17 protein-coding genes are annotated in these 21010 nt (G+C 35.2%); 5 read left to right on the plus strand and 12 right to left on the minus strand.

The window, feature by feature from the left end; translation table 11 throughout:
- Positions 1-158: 158 nt before the first annotated feature.
- Positions 159-608, plus strand: coding sequence for a lipocalin family protein (locus tag R2Q59_RS20075; RefSeq protein WP_316772263.1), 450 nt, complete (start codon positions 159-161; stop codon positions 606-608).
- Between the two features lie 40 nt (positions 609-648).
- Here the strand turns inward: R2Q59_RS20075 and R2Q59_RS20080 are convergent, their stop codons facing one another.
- On the minus strand, positions 649-1356 hold the full coding sequence (locus R2Q59_RS20080; protein ID WP_316787202.1) for a DUF2071 domain-containing protein: 708 nt from the start codon (positions 1354-1356) through the stop codon (positions 649-651).
- A gap of 342 nt (positions 1357-1698) precedes the next feature.
- On the opposite strand from R2Q59_RS20080, the gene dnaE reads away from it, so the two are divergent.
- The 3 genes from dnaE (at position 1699) to R2Q59_RS20095 (ending at position 8292) form a co-directional block, all read left to right on the plus strand.
- On the plus strand, positions 1699-6132 hold the full coding sequence (dnaE, locus tag R2Q59_RS20085; RefSeq protein ID WP_316787330.1) for a DNA polymerase III subunit alpha: 4434 nt from the start codon (positions 1699-1701) through the stop codon (positions 6130-6132).
- A 211-nt stretch (positions 6133-6343) separates the two neighbouring features.
- A complete protein-coding gene (gene trxA, locus R2Q59_RS20090) occupies positions 6344-6661 on the plus strand; it encodes a thioredoxin (protein ID WP_131555611.1) in 318 nt (105 codons plus the stop codon).
- 422 nt (positions 6662-7083) lie between these two features.
- Complete coding sequence (locus tag R2Q59_RS20095; RefSeq protein ID WP_316787203.1) at positions 7084-8292, plus strand: PQQ-dependent sugar dehydrogenase; 1209 nt, start codon at positions 7084-7086, stop codon at positions 8290-8292.
- Between the two features lie 379 nt (positions 8293-8671).
- On the opposite strand, the gene R2Q59_RS20100 is transcribed toward R2Q59_RS20095, so the two are convergent.
- The gene (locus R2Q59_RS20100; protein ID WP_316787205.1) at positions 8672-9466 is read right to left on the minus strand and encodes a DUF3667 domain-containing protein; all 795 of its coding nucleotides are present in this window, start codon (positions 9464-9466) and stop codon (positions 8672-8674) included.
- A 439-nt stretch (positions 9467-9905) separates the two neighbouring features.
- Between R2Q59_RS20100 and R2Q59_RS20105 the strand changes: the two genes are divergently transcribed.
- Positions 9906-10826: a DUF58 domain-containing protein gene (locus tag R2Q59_RS20105; RefSeq protein ID WP_316772279.1), complete on the plus strand. Its 921-nt coding sequence runs from the start codon at positions 9906-9908 to the stop codon at positions 10824-10826.
- Between the two features lie 483 nt (positions 10827-11309).
- On the opposite strand, the gene R2Q59_RS20110 is transcribed toward R2Q59_RS20105, so the two are convergent.
- The 10 genes from R2Q59_RS20110 to R2Q59_RS20155 all read right to left on the minus strand — a co-directional run bounded on the left by R2Q59_RS20110 (position 11310) and on the right by R2Q59_RS20155 (position 21006).
- Positions 11310-12629, minus strand: a complete 1320-nt coding sequence (locus R2Q59_RS20110) for a HAMP domain-containing sensor histidine kinase (RefSeq protein ID WP_316787207.1) — start codon at positions 12627-12629, stop codon at positions 11310-11312.
- Positions 12630-12705: 76 nt separating this feature from the next.
- Positions 12706-13383 carry a response regulator transcription factor gene (locus R2Q59_RS20115; RefSeq protein WP_316772284.1) on the minus strand — a complete coding sequence of 226 codons (678 nt, stop codon included), beginning with the start codon at positions 13381-13383 and terminating at the stop codon, positions 12706-12708.
- A gap of 59 nt (positions 13384-13442) precedes the next feature.
- Complete coding sequence (locus tag R2Q59_RS20120) at positions 13443-14633, minus strand: aspartate aminotransferase family protein (RefSeq protein ID WP_316787209.1); 1191 nt, start codon at positions 14631-14633, stop codon at positions 13443-13445.
- 113 nt (positions 14634-14746) lie between these two features.
- On the minus strand, positions 14747-15205 hold the full coding sequence (locus R2Q59_RS20125; protein WP_316772289.1) for a hypothetical protein: 459 nt from the start codon (positions 15203-15205) through the stop codon (positions 14747-14749).
- Between the two features lie 114 nt (positions 15206-15319).
- Positions 15320-15946, minus strand: a complete 627-nt coding sequence (locus tag R2Q59_RS20130; protein ID WP_316787211.1) for a hypothetical protein — start codon at positions 15944-15946, stop codon at positions 15320-15322.
- 40 nt (positions 15947-15986) lie between these two features.
- A complete protein-coding gene (locus tag R2Q59_RS20135; RefSeq protein ID WP_316772295.1) occupies positions 15987-16538 on the minus strand; it encodes an RNA polymerase sigma factor in 552 nt (183 codons plus the stop codon).
- Positions 16539-16609: 71 nt separating this feature from the next.
- Positions 16610-17566: a transketolase family protein gene (locus tag R2Q59_RS20140; protein ID WP_316772298.1), complete on the minus strand. Its 957-nt coding sequence runs from the start codon at positions 17564-17566 to the stop codon at positions 16610-16612.
- A 78-nt stretch (positions 17567-17644) separates the two neighbouring features.
- Positions 17645-18490: a transketolase gene (locus R2Q59_RS20145; RefSeq protein WP_316787213.1), complete on the minus strand. Its 846-nt coding sequence runs from the start codon at positions 18488-18490 to the stop codon at positions 17645-17647.
- Positions 18491-18715: 225 nt separating this feature from the next.
- Positions 18716-19177 carry a thioredoxin-dependent thiol peroxidase gene (gene bcp, locus R2Q59_RS20150; protein ID WP_316772304.1) on the minus strand — a complete coding sequence of 154 codons (462 nt, stop codon included), beginning with the start codon at positions 19175-19177 and terminating at the stop codon, positions 18716-18718.
- Positions 19178-19263: 86 nt separating this feature from the next.
- Complete coding sequence (locus tag R2Q59_RS20155; RefSeq protein WP_316787215.1) at positions 19264-21006, minus strand: M23 family metallopeptidase; 1743 nt, start codon at positions 21004-21006, stop codon at positions 19264-19266.
- Positions 21007-21010 lie beyond the last annotated feature (4 nt).

Below are 21010 nucleotides of genomic sequence, written 5' to 3' on the forward strand. Positions count from 1 at the left end.
CTTTTTTGTAATACTCGCTTTGCTCGTCAAAAAAGTATTTCCACATCAATCGGGGCTAGAAACAAAAGCTTGTGCACAAAACCATTCATTAAGCCTAATAAAACAACTCATTAAAACCTTTTCCCTCTAAATTGGTTAAAATATAAATCGTCATCAATATGGAAAATCAACCTGTAAATATTATAGACCATAAAGCTTTCGCTGGCAAATGGTATTCTCTTTATTCTATTCCAACATTATTGGATAAAAACTGGAAACAAACTACCGAAACTTATACGTTGGTTGATGATGACCACTATGATGTTTTAACTACCTATCACAAGGAAGGTAAAGCAGAACAAAAAACAATTACTTCAAAATTATTCTTCGATGAACATAAGCCAGATGGCGATATGAAAGCACAGTTTTTATGGCCTTTTAAAATTGGTTATTGGGTTATAGAATTAGCAGATGATTATAGTTATGTGGTTGTTGGTCACCCAGAAGAAAAGTACTTATTTATCATGGCTCGTGAACCAAAAATAGAACCTGAACTTTTAAGAGATATTATTGAAAGATGCAGGAAGATTGGTTATGATACGGGGAGTTTGGTTAGTCAAGAACATTAGTTCAGTTAACAGTTGGGAGTTCTCGGTTTGGCAGGCAAAATCATTTCTCCGCTACACTTTTCCATTCGTGTTCAATTTTTGTCATTAATAGTGCATTGTCAAATTTTACTGCTCCTTTTGGGAAAATATCTTCGTTTTCAAAGAAAGTAGATTGCACATTACTAACAGTTAATGGTCTTATTTTCCAGCTGTATGCATTTAGCTTTAAGCCATCAAATTTTTTACCATTGGGTGAATAACCAATAGAACCTTTTTCAAAAAAGTCAGAAACATTTTCTAATGTTTCAAAAATAGAATTGCTATCGAAATGACTAGTTTCCACAGCATCTATATTGATTTTGGTATTGTCTGAACTTATAAAATCGATGTGATAATTGTTGTGTTCTTCAACGACATTAAATTTCGCTAAGTAATGTTTACCAGGAAAAAATTTTCCGCCAATTACGCTGTTAAGCCTTAATGATGTATCTCTTCTTGGTATAAATACACCTTCTTTAACTTCATCACCTTCATCCCACTCAACCGCAATTCTGTGTGCGCCATTTTCTGATGAAACACCTATGAAATTCGGTAATCCTTTGGGTTTTATATCTTTTAATCGAATAAGGCAGATACCCACAATTGCTTTGCCTTTATAAATTTTTGGCCTAAAAGGTGCTGGGATAATCTTTGTAATGATATCAGGGTCTACAGTATAATTTATTAGTATTCTTCTATCAATAAAGCCGTGTATCGTAGGGATTTTCATAAAATGATATTGCTCAACACAAATATCGACTTAATTTGGTGGCTACTCTAAATAGTTGCAGAAATTATTTTCTCTAAACCTGATTGAAGGGGAAAGCTCCCGATTTTTCATCGGGACTTGTACCAAAAAGCAGGGCTAATCTTTCCTAAAAGCTACTGTATTTGCTTTTCAAACTCTTCAACAATTAAGCAATCTAACAATTTAACAATCTAATGTTTTTCCTTATCCACACATCTTCTCTTCTACCTTTTACCTCTTCCATTTTTTGTTGGATTGTTGATAATTTACTGACACAACCACCCTCAAAAAACTCTATTTTTGAACTCCACGATAATTCCCACTATGTACCTGATTTTTGATACCGAGACTACTGGTTTGCCACGTAATTTTAATGCGCCCATTACCGATACGGATAATTGGCCACGTTGCATTCAAATAGCTTGGCAGTTACATGATGAAATGGGTAATTTGGTAGAGCATCAAGATTATTTAGTTAAGCCAGAAGGTTTTAACATTCCTTATGATGCAGAGCGAATCCACGGAATTTCTACAGAACTAGCGCAAGAGCAAGGAATTGAACTCGCGGAAGTTTTAGAGAAATTTGATATTGCCTTAAGTAAATCGAAATTTGTTGTTGGTCAGAATGTAGGCTTCGATGTGAACATCATGGGCTGTGAGTTTCATCGTTTAGGCGTTGAAAGTCCGATGGCAAGTATGCCAGTTTTAGATACTTGTACAGAAGTTACAGCCGACTTATTAAAGATTCCTGGTGGTAGAGGTGGTCGTTTTAAATTGCCAACTTTAACGGAGCTGCATCAATACCTTTTTGGCGTTCCATTTTCTGAAGCGCACAACGCAACTGCCGATGTGGAAGCTACAACTCGTTGCTTTTTAGAGTTGATTAAAAAAGAAGTTTTCAAGAAAGAGGAGCTATTAGTTGACACTGATTATTTCTTACGTTTTAAAGAAGTTAATGCTAATCCAATCAGTTCGATTGGTTTACAGCACATCAACCTAAAAGCTGCATCGGATGAGATTAGAAAACGTTCGCAAGGTGCAGAAACTGGTGGAATATCTAAACAAACATTAGCAGATAATAAAGAAGAACTAGCGAATGCAAATTTTGTGCATTTGCATAACCATACCCAATTTTCTGTTTTACAATCTACCATCAGCGTACCAGATTTGGTAAAAGCTGCGGCAGCTCAAAAAATGCCAGCAGTAGCACTTACCGACCACGCAAATATGATGGGCGCCTTCCACTTTGTGAGTAATGTGAGCAAGCATAACAAAGAAGCCAAAGCTAAAAATGCTGAAGCTTTAGAAAAAGGCGAAGAGCCTGTCATGCAAGTGGTAAAGCCAATTATTGGTGTGGAATTTTTCGTTTGTGATGACCACCTAGATAAAAAACGCAAGGATGATGGTTACCAGGTTGTATTGTTAGCCAAAAATAAAACTGGTTACCATAATTTGGCAAAAATGTCATCTATCGCTTACACCAAAGGCTTTTATTATGTGCCTAGGATAGATAGAAAAGTAATAGAGCAGTATAAAAGCGATATCATTGTACTTTCTGGGAACTTATACGGAGAGGTGGCCAGCAAGTTGTTAAACTTAGGTGAAAAACAAGCAGAAGAAGCTTTACTTTATTGGAAGGAACAATTTGGCGATGATTTTTATGTAGAAATCATGCGTCACGGTCAGGAAAATGAAGACCGTGTAAACACTGATTTAATTGCGATGGCTAACAAGCACGAGGTTAAATTAGTGGCAACCAACAATACTTATTACATCAATAAAAAAGATGCTAATGCACATGATATTTTGCTGTGTGTAAAGGATGCGGAGAAACAAGCTACTCCTATAGGTAGGGGAAGAGGTTATCGATATGGTTTGCCAAACCAAGAGTATTATTTCAAATCTGCCGAAGAAATGAAAAAGCTCTTTACCGATGTGCCACAGGCGATTTTAAGCACCCAAGAAATTGCAGATAAGGTAGAGGCTTATGAATTGGCTCGTGAAGTACTCTTGCCTAAATTTGGTATTCCAGAAGAGTTTTTAGTTGAAGAAGATAATGCTGATGGCGGAAAACGAGGTGAGAATAAATTTTTAAGACACCTTACTTATGAAGGTGCTAAAAAAAGATATGGTGAGCTAACTGAAGTTATCATTGAGCGTTTAGATTTTGAGTTGGCAACAATTGAGAAAACTGGTTACCCTGGTTATTTCTTAATTGTACAAGACTTTATTGCCGAAGCTCGTAGACGAGATGTTTCCGTTGGCCCTGGTCGTGGTTCGGCAGCTGGTTCTGTAGTTGCCTATTGTTTGTGGATTACCAACATAGACCCTTTAAAATACGATTTGCTATTTGAGCGTTTCCTTAACCCAGACCGTGTTTCCATGCCCGATATTGATATTGACTTTGACGATGAAGGTCGTGGTCGTGTAATGGAATATGTAATCGATAAGTATGGTTCTAGCCAAGTGGCGCAAATCATCACTTATGGTACAATGGCAGCAAAGTCATCCATCCGTGATACGGCAAGGGTTTTAGATTTACCACTTTTTGAAGCAGATAAAATCGCAAAGCTGATTCCTAACATGAAGTTAGCTAAGATATTTAACTTGGATGAAAAAGCTTTAAAAGCAGCCTTGCGACCAGATGAATATGAAAAGATAATTGAGTTAAAGGCATTGGCGGCAGCCAAAAATTTAAGTGCAGAAACCATTGAGCAGGCTATTATTTTAGAAGGTTCATTAAGAAATACAGGTATCCACGCTTGTGGAGTTATCATTACACCGGATGACATTACCAATTTCGTTCCAGTAGCTACTGCAAAAGATTCAGATTTATATGTTACCCAATTTGACAACTCGGTTGTAGAAAGCGCTGGTTTGTTAAAGATGGACTTCTTGGGGTTAAAAACCTTAACCCTTATAAAAGACACGGTTAAACTCGTTAAAAAAAGACACGATATCGATCTAGACCCGGATGCTTTTCCGATAGACGATGTAAAAACTTACGAGCTCTTTCAGCGTGGTGAAACAGTCGGCATTTTCCAGTACGAGAGTGCTGGTATGCAGAAATACATGAAGGAGCTAAAACCAACTGTTTTTGGAGATTTAATTGCGATGAACGCTTTATACCGTCCAGGGCCGATTGCCTATATCCCAAGTTTCGTTAAACGTAAAAACGGTGAGGAAGAAATTAAATACGATTTAGAAGCTTGCGAAGAGCTGTTGAAAGAAACTTACGGAATTACAGTTTACCAAGAGCAGGTAATGCTTTTGTCGCAAAAATTGGCAGATTTTACTAAAGGTGAAGCCGATGTTTTGCGTAAGGCAATGGGTAAAAAACAACGTGACGTGTTGGATAAAATGAAGCCCAAATTTATTTCACAAGCGGCAGCAAAAGGTCATGATGCACAAGTTTTAGAGAAGATTTGGAAAGATTGGGAAGCTTTCGCAGAATATGCTTTCAATAAATCTCACTCTACTTGTTACGCTTGGATTGCCTATCAAACTGCTTACTTAAAGGCAAATTATCCAGCAGAATATATGGCTGCTGTACTTTCCAATAACATGAGCGATATTAAGCAAGTGGCCTTTTTTATGGAAGAATGTAGGCAAATGGGTGTTACTGTTTTAGGTCCGGATGTAAACGAATCTGATTTGAAATTCTCTGTAAATGCCAAAGGCGAGGTTCGCTTCGGTATGTCGGCAGTAAAAGGTGTGGGAGAAAAAGCGGTAGAAAGTATCATTGAAGAAAGAGTAGAAAATGGTCCATATACCACTGTTTTCGAATTTGCAAAACGTTCAAACACACGTATCGTTAATAAAAAGGCTTACGAGAGTTTTGTTTACAGCGGTGCTTTTGATGCATTTGGATTTCATAGAGCTCAATATTTTTACATCGGTGCCAACGATAAAATGAACGGAATTGAAAAGCTAATTAAATATGCCAACGATTTTCAGAATAACCAGAATTCATCGCAATCATCATTATTTGGTGGGTCAAAAGCAGATTTAATTTTAGAACCAACTTTTCCTGTGTCTCCAGAATGGGGATTGATAGACCGTTTGAAATACGAAAAAGATGCCATTGGAATTTTCTTATCAGGACATCCGTTAGATGATTATCGTTTTGAATTGAATCACTATTGTCAGCATTCGGTTAAACATTTGTCTATCGTTAATAAGATAAGGAGCGGCGATACCAACGAAGAGATTTTAGCAGAATTTGAAAGTCTAAAAAATAGGGATTTAGTTGTTGGCGGATTGGTTGTTTTGGCTACTCAACGAATTACAAAAACAGGTAAACCATTCGGGATTTTCGTTTTTGAAGATTACGATGATAGTTGTGAGATTGCTTTGTTTGGGGATGATTTCTTGAAGTTTAAGCAGTTTTTAACGGAAGGTTATTTCTTGCAGATTAGAGGCAGGGTAGGAGAACGTTTCAGGAAAGAAGGAGATTGGGAATTTAAGGTTACTTCGATAGACTTATTGGCAGAATTAAGAGATAAACTGACGAAATGTATCACGATTCAAGTACCAATTGACGCTATCAATGATGAGCTAATGGCTAAGATTGATATCCTTTTAGAGGAAAACAAGGAGAATAGCGAACAACATAATTGTAAGCTTAATTTCGAAGTTTATGATAGAGAACAAAACTTAAAGCTAGAACTGCCCTCTAAGTCGTTAAAAATAAATCCAAACAATCAATTTTTAGAACAATTAACAAAGTTGAATGTTGTGAATTATAAGCTGAATTAGTTCATTGCCGTCATTTCGAAATGAGCCCTTCGCGATTGAGAAATCTGTTGTTAGACACTTGACGTTAGGTTTTGCCGAATAGATATCTCCTCGCTGCGCTGCGGTCGATATGACGAATCACTAATAAGTTGTAAAATTGTCAAATTGACAGCAAGCCATTGATGGCATTACAATTGATAATATATTTGTATATAAATTAAAATAAAAAGTTATGGCTTTAGAAATAACAGATGCAAACTTCGAGGAGCTTGTATTAAAATCAGATAAACCAGTATTGGTAGATTTTTGGGCAGAATGGTGTGGTCCATGTCGCATGGTAGGTCCTATTGTTGATGAGATTGGAAAAGAATACGAAGGAAAAGCATTAGTAGGAAAAGTAAACGTTGACAACAATCCACAAATTTCAACTCAATTTGGTATCCGCAATATTCCAGCATTATTGTTCTTTAAAAATGGCGAAGTTGTAGATAAACAAGTTGGTGCTGTTCCAAAATCAGTGTTAGCTGGTAAGTTAGATAAACAATTATAAACCTTCGTCATTGCGAGGAACGAAGCAATCTCATTGCTGAAAAATAAGGTAATCATATATAAATCCGAATTCATCATTGAGTTCGGATTTTTTGTTTCATTAATTTGAAAAAACTCAAATGTGTGCGTCATTGCCAGCTTCCCGAATCAAAATCGGGACAGGCGTCTGGCAATCGTAATGCGATAGAAGGTAGATTATCCATATATGACGCTTTACGGTGATAATGCGCTTCTTGGAAGTTTAAAGTAACATATTTATTATCCAAATCTAGTTTACAGGTTTGGATTTTTTATTGTCCTTATTTTTTTGTTCTTTTAATAAACAGATCAATTTATTGGTTCGTGGAGACACAAACCAAGGAAACTAAATGAAGCCAAGGTTCGTGTCTCCACGAACCTTAAGCAAATAAATTATCCCAAATTATGAAAGCTTTTAATCTTCAACTATTCAATCTACTTGCAGCAAGTTTTTTGTTGAGTTGCGTAAATGAAACAAACGTTTCGGCTCAAAATCCTGTAGAAACTAACAGGCCAACTGCAGATTACAAACCTGCTTTTGCTGGTCAAACTCGGATTAAGGGAATTAAAACAACCACCCCTTATGCTACAACTGTTATTAATAAGAAATTAGAAAATCCTTGGGCTATTTCAGTAATGCCCGATGGTCGATTCCTTATCACTCAAAAAGGAGGTACAATGGTTATTTTAGCTGCAAATGGAAGCTTGTCTAAAACCATTACTGAACTTCCAAAAGTAGATGACTCAGGTCAAGGTGGATTATTAGACGTAACCTTAGCGCCCGATTTTGCAAAAAGCAGGATGGTCTATTGGGCATATTCAGAACCGCAAAGCAAAGGCATATTGCTAGCTATAGCAAAAGGAAAACTATCAGCTAATGAAACTGCTATCGAAAATCAAACAGTTATTTACAGGGCAACCCCAGCTCATACTGGCCGACTGCAATATGGTTCGAGGATAGTATTTGACAAAAATGGAAACCTATTTGTAAGTACGGGCGAACGTTCTGATAGAGAAATTAGAGTGCATGCACAGTATTTGAACTCTTCTTTGGGTAAAATCCTTCATTTAACTCCAGATGGTAAAGCTGTTGCAGGCGGTCCTTTTGTTACTAAAGAAGGAGCAAGACCAGAGATATATTCTTTAGGTCATCGCAATCCAGATGGCTTGGCAATTGACCCTCAAACAGGCGAACTATGGGAAGCAGAATTTGGCCCTAAAGGTGGAGATGAGATTAACTTAATTAAACCAGGTAAAAACTATGGATGGCCAATCATTACTTATGGCGTAGAATATAGTGGCGCAAAAATAGGCGATGCCATCCAACAAAAAGATGGTTACGAGCAGCCAGTTTACTATTGGAATCCTGTTATTTCTCCTGGAAGCATTGCTTTTTATACTGGTAACCTAAGCGAATGGAAAGGCAATTTATTTGTTGCCGCTTTAAGTGGTTCTCATATCATTAGATTGGTTTTAAAAGCAAATAAAGTAGTAGGCGAAGAAAGATTACTGGCAGATGAAGGCGAACGTTTCCGTGATTTAGTTACAGGTAAAGACGGTGCTTTGTATGCCGTAACTGATGGAGGTAAATTATACAGAATTGCTAAGAAGTAATTCTACCACAATTCCCCTCTTCTAGAGGGGTGCCTGAAAGGCGGGGTGTTTTCTGTAATAAATAAAAATATCGGTTGGTAAATCACTAACCGATATTTTTTTATTTGAAAAGCAGTTTCAGTGCTAATCGGTTTCGATAGTCCTGCTAACCGCTGCAATCTTTTTTGGGTTTAGCGATAGTCATCCGATGAATATATGCAGCAGTTATATATTCATCGGATGACTAAATTGGCTTCAAAAAAGTATTTCCGCTTATATCAGGTTTATTGAACGAAATACAGTGTAAGAAACTAAAATAAGTCTACTAAAGCTTTGACAAAATTTTAGCAAACCGTATAGGCTTTTGTCAAAGCTTAAAACCAATTCTATAATGCTGTACTTACTGTGGTTTAATATATTTTAAAGCCTCTGGCCCCATTACAATTGCAGCAACAATGCCAATAACCATTGCAATTATAATTAATACTATATAAGCCAATATAATTAAACCAATAATAATTAAAACCTTACCTATAATAGTCTTAAGAGGTTTTTCGGGGTAAAAACCCTTGTAAAACCATACATACAAAGGAGGGTAAGCCAAAGTAGTTAAACTTGTAAAAATCATAAATGCATTCACATTGGTTCTCAAGAAGTACATGATAGGATACAGTACAAGAATGTTGAGGAAAATGTAAAAAGATAAGGCATAAGCATTCATGATGATATGCTCATAATAATTTTGTCCCCATTTTCTCAATGCCAGCTTAGTAAAAATTGATATAATTGGGATCAGTAAAAGCATGATGAAAGAGTTGTAGCTACGCATAAAAGTCTGCATATCGTTCATCAATTTAGAATTCATGTGCTGACTTGTGTAATATTCGCTCATGATGTTGTCTAGCCCAATAATTTTAAAAGATATAAAGGCAGAAATACCACTCAATAAAAAAACCAGTAAAATTGGCTTATAGTGGTTTACTCTGTTGCCGTAAATGAATTCATAGGCAGTTTTACCTGGGTTTTTAAGAATTTTTTTTGCTGAGTATAAAAAACCTTTATTGGTGTGTACAACAGAGTATTGAATTTCGTCTATAATATATTTTCTATCAATCCTCTTAAATTTTTTTTGTCCGCAGTTACTACAAAAATTATCATTGATTGTAAAGGTGCAGTTTGGGCAAGTGTGTTCCATAGAGAGGGGATATTTTATTTAGATGGTATAAATGCTGCAATTTAAGTCTTTAAAGCAAAAATTCAAATTACAAATAATTAAATTTAGGTTATTTTTATATGGCTAAAAACACCTGATCATAAACTAAAATTATCTTGATGAAACTTGTAAGGAACTTCCCAATCCCAAAACCCACCAGCTTTGTTAAATAAACCCGACAAAAACGGAAATACTTTTTTTAAGTCAATTTAGTCATCCGATGAATATATGCACCAAGTTTATAATCATCGGATGACTATTGTAAAATCACAAAAAAAGATTGAAGTGGTTGGCGGGGCTGCAATTGCCGATAAGCATAGGCATTACTTTTCAAAATATTTACTTTATCTGCTTTAAAGATGCTGAAATGAATTCAGAATGACGATATCTAGGAAACGCAATAATTTATTAGCTTTACGTTATGGCAAACACAAATCAATATGAAAACTTACAACTGAATACCAACTTAGAGCTTTTAGCCCGACAAGTGGTTGAAGGTTTTATTACAGGTTTGCATAAAAGCCCTTTTCACGGGTTTTCGGTTGAGTTTGCCGAGCATCGTTTGTATAATACTGGCGATAGTGTAAAAAATATAGACTGGAAGTTATTTGCCAAAACAGATAAGTTATTCAGTAAACGTTATGAAGAAGAAACCAATTTGCGTTGCCAATTTGTGATTGATTCTTCATCATCAATGTACTTTCCTGATGAGAAATACAACAAGTTAACTTTTGCGGTTCAAAGTACAGCTTGTTTAATGTACTTGCTCAAAAAACAACGTGATGCATTTGGCTTGAGTTTATTCTCCGACCAAGTGAACTTGAATACACATGCCAAATCTACTAATACCCATCAAAAATATTTGTTTGCAGCTTTAGAGCAAGTTTTGCAGTCACCTAAAATGAATGTTCAAACTAATTTGGCTTTGGCTTTGCATCAAATAGCAGAGCTGATTCATAAACGTTCGTTGGTTATTGTATTTAGTGATATGCTGCAAACTGTTCACGATGAAACTAAAATAACAGCCCTGTTTTCTTCGCTGCAACACTTAAAATTCAACAAACACGAAGTTGTAATTTTTAACGTGACAGACAAAAGCAAAGAGGTAGATTTTAATTTCGCCAATCGCCCTTACGAATTTATAGACATGGAAACTGGTGCTGTTTTAAAAGCACATACTTCTAAAGTTAAGGATGCTTACTTGGAGCAAATGAATGCTTATCGTCAGAATTTAACACTTAAATGCGCTCAGTATAAAATTGATATGGTAGATGCTGATATTAATGAAGGTTTTGATAATGTGTTGCAAGCTTATTTGATTAAAAGGCAGAAGATGGGCTAATCGAGTTCATTGGTTTCATTAGTTCATTTGGCCTCAATAGTTTGTCATCTTGAGCGTAGTAGATGGACTAATTGTTCAATTGCTAGATTGTTAAATTGTTGCTTGGCAGATAGCCAAGAAGATTGCCTGCCTGCGGTAGGCAGGCTTCGGGAGATGAAAAATCGATCCTCGCAATGACGAAATGCGATAAAAAAACCCTTATATATTTCGCAATACATAAGGGTTCAGATAAGGGTAACCGGAAAACTAAAAAACTATTTTGATGAGTTTTGTAGATAACAAAACGGAAATCGCTTCTGATGTTTTGTTATTCAAAGATGCCTTTCTATTATGAAGATTTTATGAAGTTTAATAAATTGCATCATGCTGAATTTTTCAGGAGCTTTTATTGATTTTTGCCTTCAAGAAAGCTTCGCTGTTTATTTCAGCATCTGGCTTGTATGAAAGACCCTGAAATGAATTCAGGGTGACGGAAAAAACATTTTAACCTACTGGAAACTCAATACTAACAACAGTTCCGCTATTCTTTTCAGATTTAATATCAATATTTAATTGATGGAACTTTGCTATACTATTCACAATAGCTAAGCCTAAACCAAAACCATCTTCATTCTCATTGTTTTCTCTTTCAAAGCGATTAAAGGCATTGGTGGCGATTTCTTTCTCCATTCCAATTCCAGTATCACATATTTTTAGGATGTAACCAGATTGGCACAACTCTTCTTCAATTGTGATTGAACCCTTTGCAACATTGTATTTGATAGCGTTATTAATGATGTTAACTAATAAAGTATGGATTAAGGCTTGGTTTCCAGTAAATATAAAATCGGACTTGATACGGTTTTGGTAAACAATCTTTTTATCTAAAATTCTATCTTCCAAATCTTCGTAAATCTCATCCAACTGATGTTTGATGGAAACATTATCTTTTTTAAGGTATTGCTCATTTTCTACTTTAGAGATTAACAGCAAACTATTAATGATAACTTTTAAGCGATTAAGTGTTTTAAGGGATGCAAAAATCTTATTCTCGTGTTCAATAGGAAGATTGTCTGCTGTTAAAATATTCTCTAGTCGACCACTTAAAATGGAAATAGGCGTTAATAATTCGTGAGAAACATTGGCGATGAATTGTTTTTCCAACAAGAACAAATCCGATATTTTTCGCATTAATGAGTTAATGCTATTGTCTAGAATTTTGAAGTCTGTAGTGTTTGTTGGGATGTTTTGGTAATTGTAAGATGTAGGATTGTTTACTTTATTTAACTTTTGGTCGATGATTTTATAGAAAGGACGGAGGATGAAATTGGTAAAGGCATAATCTGTAATTAAAGTAATCAATAAAGAAATTACCAAAACAATGAGCATATAAAACCTGATGGTTGTTTTAATCGATTCCATCGCAGTCATTGTTTCTCCGATTTCCAGTTTATAACGTTTGTTGTTAAATTCAAACTGGTCGTTCAATATTCGATAGATTTCTATTTCGCCCTCAATTTCTCTTGTTTCTGAAGTGAACGTAAGGGTTGTGTCAATTTTCCCAGCTTTAGGAATAGCTGTTAATACAATAAACTCCTCTTTTAAAATATTGTAGTCAGTAAATGATTGCCGCGATTTAATCAAACTGTCAATCTCTTTATCATCTAAGTTCTCGATTACCTTTAATCGCTTTTTTGCAAGTCGAGTATCTAAATGATGAGAGGAAATGGTTTCTAGAGAAAGCAAAATAATCGTTCCCAAAACCAAAATGATAGCTATTTTGGTAATGGCATTATAGAGCGCAAATTTTGCTTGTAGGTTCATTTTAGAATTACGTATTGCGATTAGCGTATTGAGATATTCTTAATCACATCTACCATCTTCCATTTTACATTTTCCATCAATAGTTAATTCGGTATCCTATACTTCTTACCGTTTCAAACCAATCCGTTTTACTGCATTGAGTTAGTTTTTTACGGAGGTTTTTTACGTGAACATCAACAAAGTTAGAGTCTGAATTTACTTCTAAAATATCGCCCCAAACATGTTCTGTTAAACTCATTCTCGAAACTACCCTGTTTTTGTTCAATACCAAATAGTTGAAAATTTCAAACTCTTTTTTAGTTAAAGGCAATCTATCGTCGTTATAAGATACAGTACGATTTTGAATGTCTAAGGTGAAATCGTGTATTTTAACCTCATTCTTTTCTAATTTATGCTTGCGACGGGTGATGGCGTGCATACGTGCCAGTAATTCATTTAGCGAGAATGGTTTTGCTAAATAATCATCAGCACCACCATCTAACCCCTTAATTCTATCATCAACTTCGCTTCTAGCAGTTAAAATGATAACCGCATCTTCCCGGTCTTTTAAGTTTTTTAATTGTTTGAGGACTTCAAAACCATCGCCATCTGGCAAACCTAAATCTAATAGAATGAAATCGTAATTGTTGACAAATATCTTTTCCTCGGCTGATGATTTTTTCCAAGCATGTTCTACGATATATCCCTCACGACTTAAAAATTCATCCATTTCTAAGGCAAGGCTTTTTTCATCTTCGACAATTAGTACGTTCATTTTGTCAGTTCATTGGGTTCACTAGTTCATCAATATAAATAGTTCACTAGTTCATTAGGCTAGCTGCATACTGAATTTACATTTTTTAATATAACATCACAAGCTGCCCTAATTTCATCTTCGGTTATAATTAAAGGAGGAGCGATGCGCATCGAATTACTGCAATGTAAAAACCAATCTGTAATAATTCCATCTTCAATGCAACCATCTATTATCTTTTTAAGAATGTCATAACTTTCAAATTCTGCTGCCAACATTAATCCTTTTCCACGAACTTCTTTAATTGCTGGGTGTTTCAATAGCGATTTAAAAAGTTCTCCCTTTGCTTCTACATCCTTTACTAAATCTTCATTAACTATGGTTTGTAAAGTGGCCAAGCCTGCTGCACAGCTTACAGGGTGACCGCCAAAGGTTGTAATGTGACCAAGTATTGGATTATCTGCAAATACCGACATTATTTGTGAAGAACTGATGAAGGCACCAATTGGCATTCCGCCTCCAATCCCTTTTGCCAGTAATAAAACATCTGGAATTACATTAAAATGCTCAAAACCGAACATTTTCCCAGTTCTGCCAAAACCACATTGTATTTCATCAAATATTAAAAGCGTTCCTGTTTCATTACATTTTTTACGCAGGGCGATTAAATATTCCGGATCTGGAATTCTTATGCCTGCTTCGCCCTGTATAGTTTCAATAAAAACAGCTGCGGTTTTAGAGGTAATCTTCTCTAAATCTGATAATTGATTAAATTCTATAAATTGAACATCTGGTAATAAAGGACGGTAAGCTTGCTTAAATTCTTCGTTGCCCATTAAACTTAACGAGCCTTGTGTACTGCCGTGATAACTGTTTTTACAAGCTATTAACTCAGTTCTGTTGGTATATCTTTTTGCCAGTTTCATGGCGCCTTCAACAGCTTCGGTACCTGAGTTTACGAAATAAGTGCAATCTAAATTTTCGGGTAAAACAGATGCTATTGCTTTCGCAAAATTTACCTGTGGGCTCTGAACAAACTCGCCATATACCATTAAATGCATATAGGTTTCTGCCTGTTTTTTTACTGCTTCCACAACTGTGGGATGACAGTGACCAACATTACTTACACCAATGCCAGCAATTAAATCCATGTATTTTTTTCCATCCACATCATACATATAAATTCCTTTTGCCCTTACAAATTCAAGCAAAAGTGGGGTAGGAGATGTTTGTGCATTATGTTTTAGAAATAATTGACGTTGTGTTTGCATAAGGCAAAATTACTCATTTTTAAATCTTATCCTTTTAGAAATATAGGGTGAAAATAAAAAGTCCTGTATGACTTAACACACAGGACTTAAAAAATTAATTATTTATTTGTTAGTTAGTTTTCTTTTCGTGGGCCTCCGCCTCGGTATTGATTTAAAATTTCTTTTTTGAATGCTTCTTGAGCTCTGTAAAACTTGCCTACAATTTTAATAGATAAGCTAGTTTTAAACTTGTTGTAATATTTTTTCTCGATGTTTAAATCTCTTTGCTTAAAATCAAAATCATTGGTAATTAACGCTTGTATTTCAGTATCAGAAAGGTCGTCTATCTCTTTAATCTTTCTGAAGCTTATCATTTTCTGAAAACGTTCCTTTCTTAAAGTAGATTGCTCTTTGATATAGTCGTTATAAATTGGCCAAAACACTTTAGCTTCATTTGGAGTTAAATCTAGCTTTGTAGTTAACCAAGCAACTTTTTTCGCTTCCCACTTTTCATCATCCATTCTTGGTCCTTGTGAAAAAGCCAATCCTGGCAAAACGATGAACAATAGTGCAATAAATAGGTTTTTCATCATTATGTTATTGTTTTTCAATGGTGATGAAGCTATCAAGAATTAGATTTTCTAATCTTGATGGTTTCATCATTATATATTATGTTTTTTAAAATTTTCGAGCTATCACAGCTTGTTTTATAAATTATTAGATAAATCTGTTGAAGAGAAATTATCTAAAATATAGTTTTCCATTTCTGTATCTGACACAGTAGTTGTAGTAGCCGCTTGGCTTTCCTCTATATGTTCTAAAATTGTGCTTTCATCAATGTCATATAAAACTTGCTCTTTTGCTAGTTCCAATGAAGCAGTTTGAGTAACCTTACTTTGTTGAGTAAAATATAACCCAGAACCAATTACAATAAATAAACAAGCAGCTGAGGCATATTTCATAAAGTCTGAACCCCATAAACGTACAACCTTAGTTTTTTGAGGAACAGCAGAAGTTTTGCTTAAAATATCGGCTTGTAAAGTTTCAAAATAGTTAGCAGGAGTTTTAAATCCATCAATTTTAACCAAAGATTTGATTTCCTCTGTGGCAATTCTACTTTCAATTTGATTGCCTAAATCCTCAAAATAGTTTTGAGGAACAGTAAAACCTTGATTTTCCTTTTGCATTAAGCCATCAACAAAAACAGATTGATTAATTCGGCTTTGCAGTTTGTTAAAATAATTATCCGGCACACTATATGGCATTGTTCTAGGTAAGCTCGCTAATTGTGGTGCTTCCTTTTCCCATTCCATATTTTCATCCATTATATTCATCACGTACTATTGATGGTTTTTATTGTAAAAGGTTTAATACTTAATCTTCATTTATTAAAATACTTTCAATTTTTTTTACTGCAATATGAAATGAAGCCTTTAAAGCACCTACTGTAGTGCCCAAAACCTCAGAAATTTCATCATATTTCATGTCATCGAAATATTTCATGTTAAAAATAATTCGTTGTTTTTCTGGCAAGGTTAAAATGGCTTCCTGTAATTTCTTCTGAATTTTATCGCCATCAAAATAAGATGCAGCGGTTAGACTTTCTGCTAATTCTCCACTAACATCATCTAAAGAAATATTGTTCTTTAATTTTTTCTTATTCAGGAAGGTGATGGATTCATTGGTTGCGATTCTGTAAATCCAAGTATAAAGTTGAGAATCACTACGGAAATTGGCTAGATTTTTCCAGACCTTAACAAAGGTTTCTTGGACTAAATCATCAGTATCGTCATGGTCTATAACCAAACGACGAATATGCCAATAGATTTTTTGTTGATATTTATTTAAAAGCAAGTTGAAGGCTTCGTTCTGTGTTTTTTGAACACCAAACTTTTGCAATATTTCTGCGTCTTCAACCTGCTTCATTTTTTATGAGTTCTAATGTTATTTTGTTCCGTAATCTTTTCCGACTTTCGGACTAATAACTTCCGGACTTTCTAAACTTTTCTTTTCATTACTTTTTGAGCTGCAGCAACAATATCAGATGGATCCAATTTATACTTGGTCATTAATTGATCTGGTGTAGCACTTTCGCCAAAGCTGTCATTTACTGCAACAAACTCTTGTGGTGCAAGATATTCAGTTGTTAATAAACGAGCAACGCTTTCGCCTAGTCCGCCAAACTTGTTGTGCTCTTCACATGTTACCACACAACCAGTTTTCTTAACAGACTTTAGAATAGCTTCTTCATCTAAAGGTTTAATGGTGTGGATATTTATAATTTCTGCATCAATGCCTAGCTCAGCTAATTTTTCGCCAGCTTCAATTGCTCTCCAAACCATGTGGCCTGTTGCAATGATGGTTACATCTGTTCCTTCGTTAACCATCCAAGCTTTACCAATCTCAAATTTTTGGTCTTCTGCCGTAAATACAGGAATTACTGGGCGCCCAAAACGTAAATAAACTGGTCCTTCATATTCCATGATAGCTAAAGTAGCCGCTTTGGTTTGGTTATAATCGCAAGGATTGATAACTACCATTCCTGGCAACATCTTCATCAAACCAATATCTTCTAAAATTTGGTGAGTTGCACCATCTTCTCCTAAAGTTAAACCTGCATGTGATGCACATATTTTAACGTTCTTGCCAGAATAAGCAATAGATTGACGAATTTGGTCATAAACACGACCAGTAGAAAAGTTTGCAAAAGTACCTGTAAATGGAATTTTTCCATTGATAGTTAAACCTGCAGCAATACCCATCATATTAGCTTCTGCAATACCAACTTGCACAAATCTTTCTGGAAAATCTTTTATGAAAGCATCCATTTTTAAAGAGCCAACTAAATCTGCACAAAGCGCAACAACATTTTCATTACGTTTACCTGCTTCATGTAATCCAGCTCCAAAACCCGAACGTGTATCTTTCTTTTCTGTATATGTATATTTTTTCATTTTGAATAGTATTGAGTAAAGCGTATTGCGTATTGCGATTTAATCTCATTACGCATATCTCACTACGCTATACGTAAATTAATAATCCCCAGCTGTTTCTTTAAGTTGACCTAATGCCGATTCTAATTGTGCATCACTTGGTGCAGAACCGTGCCACTTGTGCGTACCTACCATAAAATCAACGCCGTAACCCATTTGTGTGCTCATTAAGTTTAAAATAGGTTTGCCTTTTCCAGTTAATGATTTAGCATAATGTAATGCTTTGGTTATTTCTGCCATATCATTACCATCAGAAGTTATTACGTGCCAACCGAAAGCTTCAAATTTAGCTTGAAGATTTTCTAATGATAAAACTTTTTCAGTCGGACCATCAATTTGTTGACCGTTGTAATCTACACTGGCAATTAAATTATCCACCTTGTGAAATGGTGCAAACATTAATGCTTCCCAGTTTTGGCCCTCTTGTAACTCACCATCGCCCATTAAGGCATAAACTAATCCTTTATCACCATCAATTTTTTTAGCTAAGGCAGCGCCGATAGCAACTGATAAACCTTGACCTAATGAACCAGATGCGATACGAACACCAGGTAAACCTTCATGTGTAGTTGGGTGACCTTGTAATCTTGAATCTAATTTTCTGAAAGTAGCTAATTCACTCACTTCAAAATAACCAGACCTTGCTAAAACGCTATACCAAACTGGCGAAATGTGTCCGTTTGAAAGAAAGAATAAATCCTCTCCAACACCTTCCATAGAAAATTTAGGGTTATGGTTTAATACTTCGAAATATAAGGCTGTAAAAAAATCTGCACAACCTAAAGATGCTCCTGGATGTCCAGATTGAACGGCGTGAACCATTCTTAAACAGTCTCTTCTTACTTGTGAAGCAATATCTTCTAGTTCACTAATTGAATGTTTCATTGATTTGTTTATTGTTTTTAAGGTAATGATTAAGCAAGCAGCAATTATTTGCTTGAATTGATCATTTTAGTATGGTTATTAAATTAAAGGCAAGGTAATTATAAAAATTTAAGGTATTTCTACTTTGCTAGTTTTTTTATATCACAGTTGTTGATTTCTGCAGGTATAATTGTTTTAATTTTCCAACAATTGCAATATTTTTTATCCTATGGGCTTAAACAGCAATTATTTAAGCAAATCTAACACTTGTGCCGTTGGTGCTTTTGAATCTACTTTGCTGATGATGTGTGCGATATTACCATCTTCGTCTATAATAAAAGTAGTACGGTTAGTTCCCATGTATTTTTTACCATACATATTTTTCTCTCCCCATACGCCATAAGCTTCCACAATGCTTTTATCGGTATCTGCCAAAAGAGTAAATGGCAAACTGTGCTTATTGATGAATTTTTGGTGAGACTTTTCATCATCTACACTTACACCTAAAACTTCAATTCCCTTTGCTTTTAATCCTTGGTAGTTATCACGGAAATCACAAGCTTCGGTGGTGCAACCTGGTGTATCATCCTTCGGGTAAAAATACAATACTACTTTTTGACCTTTATATTGACTTAAGGAAACAGTTTTTCCATCTTGGTCTTTTGAAGTAAATACTGGGGCTTTATCGCCTTGTTTAAGTGTGCTCATATCGTTTTAATTGTGAAATTGTTTTATTGTTGTTTGTATGCTGCTAACAATCTAGCCATCTAACAATCCAACAATTTTTATTTTAACTATCTATAAAAATCTATCGCGTATCTTTTGGTATTGTCTTTCATATCTACAACAAGTAACTCAAAAGTGTGCTTTCCCGTTGCGGTTCGTTCATCAAAGTTATGCCAAAGACTTGCACTTTTGGTGTCAAATTCCATCAAAACCCATTGGCCGTCAATATAGCCATTAAAACTTTTAATTCCAGATAGGTTGTCGCTAATTCTAAAACTCATTTTAGTTAAGCCAGCCATATTTTTGCCATTGGCGATGTTAACAGGAATGATATTCGGAGCAATGGTATCTATGGCAATGAAAAAACTACCAAAGTTACGAGGTGTGGCTTTTACATAGCCGTTTTCAAAATATCCACCTTGTGATGCTCGATTGGTGTTAACGATTAGGGCCTTGTTTTGATATTTACTTAAAGTACTATCAGCTTTTATCCAAAGCTCAAATCCAATATGCAGCGGCGTTAAGTTATTATGAATTTGATGAATTGCTGAAAAAGCATTTCCCTGTGGTTTTGGTAATGTTTTGTAAACAAAGTTGAGGTCGTTGTATAATGTGCCTTTTGGTAAGATTACTTTAACAAGCGCATTGTTAAATTCATTTACGTTGGCGTAAGAATAAAGAGTTCCGGCAGTTGGCGATGGAGTATTGATAATCGCTTTTGAATCTGCCTGTACATTAAATAATAAAGTACTTTTATTGCCTTTTGCATCTGTAATGACGTATTTCATTTCATGCAATTTGCCATCGTTAAAAGTAATTCTTCCGCTATTAACCAAATTGCTGTAAATCTGTAAGGGATTTCCTGGGTCTACAAAACTTTTTTGAATGCTTCTTTTAAGGTTAAGTAAAGCAGGATAATCGATATGTGAATTAATCGCTTTGCTATTCTCAAAACTAAAGCGCTCTAAGGCAGAAGTATAAATCGCCTTGCCATCTAAAAATAATTCGATAGAATAAACACCATTTAAACCCGAATTCCCACTATGTCTGTCTGTAGTAGAAATCCCAAAACCTACTTCGCCACTTAGGTTAATGGTTGTAACCTTATTTAAATTATACTTGCCTGCACCACCAACAACCTGAAAATATTGTTTGGGTGTAAGTTCATTAAAAGGTTTGCTATTAAGGCGATAAACATACATCGAAGAAATAACAGGAGGGATGTTGTCAGGGATTTGAATGCCCAATAACTGAGGATTTACCGTAGCTTCGGTTTTGGTATCACGCAATTCAAAATGCAAATGCGGTCCGCCTGAGCTACCTGTATTACCAGAATAAGCAATTACATCTCCTTTCCTAACTGGAATTAAATCTGAATTTGGAAATTCATCAGTTTCATACGATTTGTTTTTGTACTGAATTGTCTTTACTTGTTGCGCAATTTTTGGGCTAAACCGAGACAAGTGGCCGTATACAGAGGTAAAACCATTTGGGTGATTGATATAAAGCGCTAATCCAAATCCGCTATTCTGAACTCTTAGCCTAGAGATATAACCATCCGCAACTGCATAAATAGGATAGCCTGTTCTTTGGTTTGTTCTAAAATCCGCTCCAGAGTGAAAGTGATTTGACCTTAATTCGCCAAATGAACCTGCCAAAGCTGGAGGAACGATATCTAAAGGTTGCCTAAAATCGGTAAGTGGATAGCTGTTTTTGCTGAAAATCTGTTGGGCATCAGCCTTGATGGCTACAAAAAGAAAGAGAATATAAAATGAGAGTTTTAGTGAGGTAGACTTAGTAGGTAGAAACATTCTT

This window comes from Pedobacter frigiditerrae, assembly GCF_032678705.1.
Classification (GTDB): domain Bacteria; phylum Bacteroidota; class Bacteroidia; order Sphingobacteriales; family Sphingobacteriaceae; genus Pedobacter; species Pedobacter frigiditerrae_A.